Origin of the sequence: uncultured Paraglaciecola sp. (genome assembly GCF_913020055.1) — a bacterium.
GTDB lineage: Bacteria > Pseudomonadota > Gammaproteobacteria > Enterobacterales > Alteromonadaceae > Paraglaciecola.
In genome coordinates this window covers 24,384-31,686 of sequence record NZ_CAJWCF010000055.1, presented here as the reverse complement: position 1 = coordinate 31,686, position 7,303 = coordinate 24,384, and the positions used below count along the sequence as shown (strand labels likewise).

Below are 7,303 nucleotides of genomic sequence, written 5' to 3'. Positions count from 1 at the left end.
TTAAGCGTTATAAGTAGACGATGAAGTATTACCACCACGTCCAGTCCAGTTGGTATGGAAGAACTCGCCTCTTGGCTTATCTGTGCGCTCATAAGTATGGGCACCAAAATAATCACGTTGCGCTTGTAACAAGTTAGCCGGTAAACGTGCTGTGCGATAACCATCAAAGTAGTTAAGGGCTGCGGTTAAACAAGGAGCAGGTACACCAGTAGTAATGGCATTGACTGCAACACGTCTCCAACCTTCTTGAGCGGCAACAACGGTATCTCTGAAATAGTCATCTAATAATAAATTGTTAAGTTCAGGATTTTTGTCATAGGCTTCTTTGATTTTGCCTAAAAAAGCAGAACGGATGATACAACCACCACGCCACATCAATGCGATGCCGCCGTAGTTTAGGTTCCAATTGAACTCTTTGGCTGCTTCGCGCATTAGAGTGTAACCCTGTGCGTAAGACACAATTTTAGCGGCTAACACTGCTTGACGTAAATCTTCGATAAACGCAGCTTTGTCACCAGTAAACGTTTTAGCAGGGCCAGTTATAACTTTAGAGGCTTCAACACGCTCATCTTTAAGTGCAGAGATACAACGAGCAAATACAGATTCAGCAATCAGTGTTAATGGCACACCTAAATCTAGCGCCACTACGCCAGTCCATTTTCCAGTCCCTTTTTGGCCTGCAGTATCAAGTATTTTTTCGACTAGTGGACCACCGTCTTCATCTTTAAATGCGAGGATATCGCGGGTTATTTCAACTAAATAACTATCTAATTCGGTAGTGTTCCATTCTTTGAACACTTCATGCATTTCATCAGCAGACATGCCTAGGGTGTCTTTCATTATTTGGTAGGCTTCACACAACAATTGCATATCGCCATATTCAATACCGTTGTGTACCATTTTCACAAAATGGCCGGCACCATTTTCACCTACATAATCACAACAAGGTGAACCATCATCAACTTTGGCTGAGATATCTTGGAAAATAGGTTTCACTGCTTTCCATGCTTCAAGTGATCCACCAGGCATAATAGAAGGTCCTTTAAGCGCACCTTCTTCACCACCTGATACACCGGCACCCACAAAGTTAATACCTTTTTCAACGCAGTACTTTTCACGGCGAATAGTGTCTGGGAAATGTGTATTACCACCATCAATAATGATGTCACCTTTGTCTAACAAAGGCAGAAGCTGATCAATAGTGGCATCAACAGGCGCGCCTGATTTAACCATAATCATAATTTTACGGGGTGTGGCTAAGGATTGAACTAACTCTTCAACCGAATAGGCACCGCGAATACTTTCGCCTTTAGCTCGGCCATTAATAAAGTTTTTAACTTTATCGGTAGAGCGATTATAAGCAGTAACGGTATACCCTTTACTTGCCATATTTAGAATAAGGTTTTCACCCATCACAGCAAGGCCGATTAAACCAATATCAGATAGTGTTTTCATAGAATTCCAATGTTTATTTAAATTAAAAATGCCTGCTTAGCCATTTAACGTAATACGCTAAATGCTTTAGTAAAGTCCAAAGGTGTAGGGCCAATTGAACCAAGCAATTTAAGGTATGGTTTATTTTAACCACTAAAACGAAACTTAACACTTCATAAATACATAAATAAATAATGCATTAGTATATGACATATTGGTCAGACCATTTTTTTGCTACTAACTATCCATGCTGAACACTCTCTTAAAGCGCTAGAATGCCACTAATCACTACCACGTAACACATGAACAACAGGTTGATTGATGTATCGACGTAATGGCCAATAGCAGGCAAATAACGACAAGAAAGTGATAGAGGTAACCGTTAGAACAAATGTCAGTACTATATTTGTGTGAAGATAATCATTTAAGTTATCGCTAAATCCTAAATACAACATTAGCAACACCAACACACTAGTCAGCATGCCAAGTAAAATCATCGCCGCATTGTCTTTAACAATTAGTAGAATTATTTCTTTACGCTTTGCACCTATGGCTAATCGGGTGCCTATTTCAAATCGGCGCATTTGTGTGCTGTAGCTTAATATTCCGTACAGACCTAATCCAGCCAAAATAAAAGTGATAATAGCCAAAGATCCGCTAGTCACTGCTGTGGTGTATTGGGCAAACAAACGTTCAACCAGGCGGGAGTCTAATGTAGACAAACTAAACAGTTTTAGCTCACTGGAGACTTGTAGCAAAACCTTAACCACTTGCTCCCGAGTGATAACTTGGCCCTCTTTGGTTTTGACAAGAAACATATTTCTGGCCGGTGATGCCGGGAAATAAAATCGCGGCTCAATGCTGGTTTGACCGGGAATCATTATGCCCTTAACCACACCCACCACAGTTGCGCCATTATCAAATGTCAAACCAAGGGCGTTACCATCTGGAGCGAGTTGTTTGGCAAATACGTCATTGATTATCATGACATTATTTTTGTCTTTGATATCGGCTTCGCTGAAATAATTACCTGCCAGCAAGGGTTGCTTAATTAATTGGAAATAAGCGTGATCAACGTCTTTCGCTCTCATTGAATAAGACTCATCACCGCCCAAGCGAGTAAGCGCACGAGTAAAAAAGGGCATAGGAGCCATAGCCTGACTTACGCCTTCTACCTGCGGTAACGCGGCTAATTTATTTCTAACCTCAAACACATTTGCCACTAACCCGCTGCGTTCGGTTTCACTAACCGCCGGCAAAGAGATGACTAAAAAGGAAATATGCTTTGTTTCAAATCCAGAAGTGCGATTAATTGTGCTGACGGCTTCATTGAACAACAGAATATTGATAAAAACCAACACTGACACAATGGCTATTTGACACAGCACTAGGCCCTGCCTTAGTTTTTTAGACACTTGTATGCCCGTGCCTTTACCACCGCTTTGCATTGATCGATTTAACTCACGGTAATCGATCATGCCCATGCTTAAATAGGCAAATAACCAGACAAATACCAACATCAAAATCAAAGCACAAGCAAGGGTACTGAAATGCAGGGACAACTCATCAATTCTTGGTAAATAATGGTTTAAGAACAACTGCATGCCTTTAAATCCTAAGGAAGCAATATAGATGGCAATAAACGTAGCTAGCCCCACTAGGAGCGTCGATTCAGCTAACAACATTTTAAATATCTGCCGACGCGAGGCGCCAACTGCGGCACATATAGCAATTTGTCGGCTGCGCTCAACGGTTCGTGACATAAACAAATTTGCGATATTAGTACTGGCTATCAGCACTAAACCAATCACACCGGCAATGAGTAAATACACTGTGTTCTGACTATTGGCCAGAATTACCGACTGCAATGAGTGTAATTTAATACCAATACTCCAGCCGTTAAAAAATTGTTGCCCAGCCACCTCTTGTTGCCAGTTATCACTCACCAATGCAGCAAGTTGTTGTTCAACCTGGGCTGGCGAATAACTTGACTTCAATTTGCCAAGCACCATCAGACCACCATCATCATTGCCCCACTTTTTGCGCTCACTTGGACTAATAGAATTATAATCCCAAGGTAAAAACACTTGGGATTTATTACCCACACCATAAATTTGCGGCTCAACGAAATCTTCGCTGAGCACACCAACAATGCGATAACTCACCTCACCAAACTGTACCTTTTTTGACAAGATATTTGCTTCTAGAGCAAATTCATTTTTCCAGGTTTGGTAACTCAATACGGCAACCGGATTGTAAGTATTTAGCGCTTCTGTGGCCTCAAAGCTTCGACCCACCGCCATTTTTGCCCCCAATAGGGAAAACCACTCTGGGGTAACAAAAGAAATGGGTAGAGTGGGATGAGTAGGCATAGAAACAAGCACATCAGCATCGTAGTACATCACTGCTAAATCACTAAAAGCAGTTTGCTTAGCGTATAAATGCATCAGGTTAGGATAGGTAAAGGCCGTACCGTCAACCCCTCCTTTTTTATCAATCAGGTTATGCTCTACTGTATATAAGCTGTCACTTTCTGGGTAAGGAAGTGGTGATACCAATAATAAATAGGCCAAGGTCAGCACACATAAGAGTGCACCTAAAGTTAGGCTCATAGTATTGACAACCGCTGAAACAAACCCAGGCTTATTTTTAAGGCTAGCCCAAGCTTATTTCAGTAAATACAGAGATTGATTCATACCCTAATAACCTAATCACTAACACGCAACGAATGAATCGCTGGGTGATTGATGTATTGACGCAGAGGCCAGTAACAGGCAAAGAGTGACAACAAGGCAATGGACAGTATTGTTGCAATCAGCATGGGTAACAACTCAACACTCATATAGCCTGACAACACGTCTTTATAACCGATATAAATACCTAGCATCACGACTATACTTGAGGCCACCCCAAGTAAAATAACCCACACATTATCTTTAACAATCAAGCCAACTAAGTCTTTGCGTTTAGCTCCAATTGCCATACGTGTGCCCAACTCAAACCTGCGCATTTGTGTGCCGTAACTCAAGATGCCATATAAACCTACACTGGCTAAAAACAAGGTAATAATAGCAAGTGCCGAGGTAGTAGTTGCAGTGGTATATTGGGTAAATAAACGTCTCTTTTTCTCACTGGCTAAGGTGTCCAAACTAAACAATGCATATAAACTGCTTACTTCGTTAATAGCAGTGACTACTTGTTCTCGACTGACACTCTGACCATCGCGAAGCTTAAGGGTCATTTGTGTGCTGGACAATCTTGATGGTGTGTAAACACGCATCGGCATCTCAGTTTGAGCGGGCATTTTCACCCCTTTGACCACACCAATAATGGTGAAAGGGTCATCTTCTGCGCCAGAAGAAATCTGAAATCCTAACGCACTACCAGTAGGATTAATGCGTTTGGCAAATACATCATTAACCACCATTACTCGATTACCATCCTTGACATCAGCTTCACTAAAATAATCACCCTCAAGCAGTTCCTGACCAATCATAGTAAAGTAGTTGTGACTGGCGCCCTTGTTTTCCGGAGTGAAATTTTCACCTGAAGCGACCGCAGTCAATGCCCACAACCCATAACCATTCAACACAGATCCTGATTGTGAAATACTTTCTACTTGAGGTAGTTCCAATAGTTTTTTCTTAAGTTCAGTCATAGTGGCTGCAACTTCTTCTTGCGGCGGAAATTCTGGCGCTGAAACTGACAAACTCATTTGTGTCATATTATCCACAGTGTATCCAGGAGGTTGTGTGATCATGTCGACCGATTCTTTAAACAAGGTGATGTTGGTAAAAACCAATATCGTTGCTATTGCCACCTGACTCACAATCAAACCTTGCCTAAAACGCTTAGAAACCTGCACACCTGTGCCTTTACCACTAGCTTGTAACATGGAATTCAAGGCTCGGTAATTAATCATCTTGCTACTTAGAAAGGCAAATAAAAGAGCAAAGAAAAGAGCAAGCACAACCGATGCTAAAAAGGTAATCGAGTTGACTCCAAGTTCATTCACTCGCGGTAACTCAGAGGCCAGATTTGCTTGCAATAAGGAGAAGCCCAAAGAGGCGATAATTAATGCTACCAATACCGATAAAAACATCAGCACACCAGACTCAGCTAGTAGTCCACGAAAAAGGTGTGATTTTTTAGCGCCAAGTGCCGCATAAATCGCTAATTGTCGTTGTTGCTCGGCGGTACGTGACATAAACAAATTTGCAATATTGGCAAACGCAATGAGTACTAAGCCAAACACCCCAGCCAACAATTTATAAACGGTGTTTTGACTATCCCCTACAATAGCTGTTTGGAAAGATTCAAGCTTCATCTGGATTGACCAACCGCTAAAGAATGGAATTGAAACCACATTCTCAGTCCAAGTATCGTTCACTAAGGGGGTAATGGTTTGTTCTGCTTGTGTTGCAGTTAGCGTTTCTTTTAATTGACCGACAAAAGTCAAAGCACCGCTGATATTGCCCCAACGTTCTTTCATCCGCACATCGAGGTTATAATCCCAAGGAAACCAAACCCCTACAACACGACCCGTTTGCTTTATTTGTGGTTCAACGAATTGCTCGCCCAATACACCTATCACTCGAAAACTCACACCACTGAACGACACTTTTTTATCAAGCATATCCGAGGCCGAAGCGAATTCTTCTTGCCAAATTTTATGGCTAATGACGGCAACGGGATTAAAGGTATCCAAGGCTTCAGTTGCTTCGAAATAACGGCCCATCTGCATATTTGCGCCCAATAGTTCAAACCACTCTGGTGTGGCATAACCGGTACTTAAGGTGGGCTGATTAGGCAAAGACGTGAGTACGTCTTGACCATATTGGATCAGTGCAGCTTTCTCAAACACATCTTGGTTTTTGTATAGATGGATAAGTCCAGGATAGGTAAATGCCTCGGCATTTGTCTCACCAGATTTGTCACCGATAGCATGAATAACGTTATACAGTTTGTCTTGCTCGGGGTAAGGCAAAGGTTCAACAATCAATAGATAACCTAAGGTCAATATACAAAGCAACGCCCCTAATGTTGTGCCCATAGTGGTGACAACCGTTGCGACAAAACCTACTTTTTTCTTAAGGCTGGCCCAAGCTTGCTTTTGTTGATAGAGAAACTGGCTCATACAGCCTCCTTCAACTCTGGTGTAGTTAAGATTGAACCATCTAATAATTTAAGCTGTATATTGGCCATATCCGCATAACGTGGATCATGGGTTACCATACAAATAGTAGTGCCACTGTTGTTAAGTTTTTCCAATACATCCATCACTTGGTCGCCACTTTTAGAGTCCAAGTTACCTGTTGGCTCATCCACCAGCAAAATAGCGGGATTGGCAACAAGGGCACGAGCGATGGCGATACGTTGTTGTTGTCCACCAGACAGCTGGTTGGGTTTATGACTAATGCGGTGACTCATATCAACTAATTCTAGGCATTCGAGCACTCGGTCTGAAATTTCTTTGTCGCTTGGCACTTTGGTTTTGTAACGTAAAGGCAAGGCAACGTTGTCGAATACTGACAATTCATCAATCAAGTTAAACGATTGAAAAATAAAGCCTATCTTGCTGTTTCGAATTTCTGCTGCTTGATCGAGTGACAAGTCAGTCACATTGGTGCCTTCAATAAAATATTCGCCACCTGTGGGCATATCCAACAAACCTAAAATAGATAACAAGGTCGACTTTCCGCAACCAGAAGGGCCAGCAATAGACACGTAGTCCCCTGCATAGATGGTGATATCTACATTCTTTAAGGCATGAGTCTCAAGCTCATCTGTTTCAAAAACCTTAGAGATGTTTTTCATTTGAATTTTAATATCGCTCATAAGTGTCTTCCTTTGGTAATCGTAAAATTGA

4 protein-coding genes are annotated in these 7,303 nt (G+C 41.8%); all 4 read right to left on the bottom strand.

From position 1 onward, the window contains the following. Positions 1-1,455, bottom strand: a complete 1,455-nt coding sequence (gene gnd, locus QZ488_RS12925) for a decarboxylating NADP(+)-dependent phosphogluconate dehydrogenase (RefSeq protein WP_293749311.1) — start codon at positions 1,453-1,455, stop codon at positions 1-3. A gap of 260 nt (positions 1,456-1,715) precedes the next feature. Beyond that, positions 1,716-4,046, bottom strand: a complete 2,331-nt coding sequence (locus tag QZ488_RS12920) for an ABC transporter permease (RefSeq protein WP_293749309.1) — start codon at positions 4,044-4,046, stop codon at positions 1,716-1,718. Between the two features lie 95 nt (positions 4,047-4,141). Further along, on the bottom strand, positions 4,142-6,571 hold the full coding sequence (locus QZ488_RS12915; RefSeq protein WP_293749307.1) for an ABC transporter permease: 2,430 nt from the start codon (positions 6,569-6,571) through the stop codon (positions 4,142-4,144). Beyond that, the gene (locus QZ488_RS12910) at positions 6,568-7,272 is read right to left on the bottom strand and encodes an ABC transporter ATP-binding protein (RefSeq protein WP_293749305.1); all 705 of its coding nucleotides are present in this window, start codon (positions 7,270-7,272) and stop codon (positions 6,568-6,570) included. The genes QZ488_RS12915 and QZ488_RS12910 overlap by 4 nt, the downstream gene beginning before the upstream one ends. Positions 7,273-7,303: the final 31 nt, after the last annotated feature.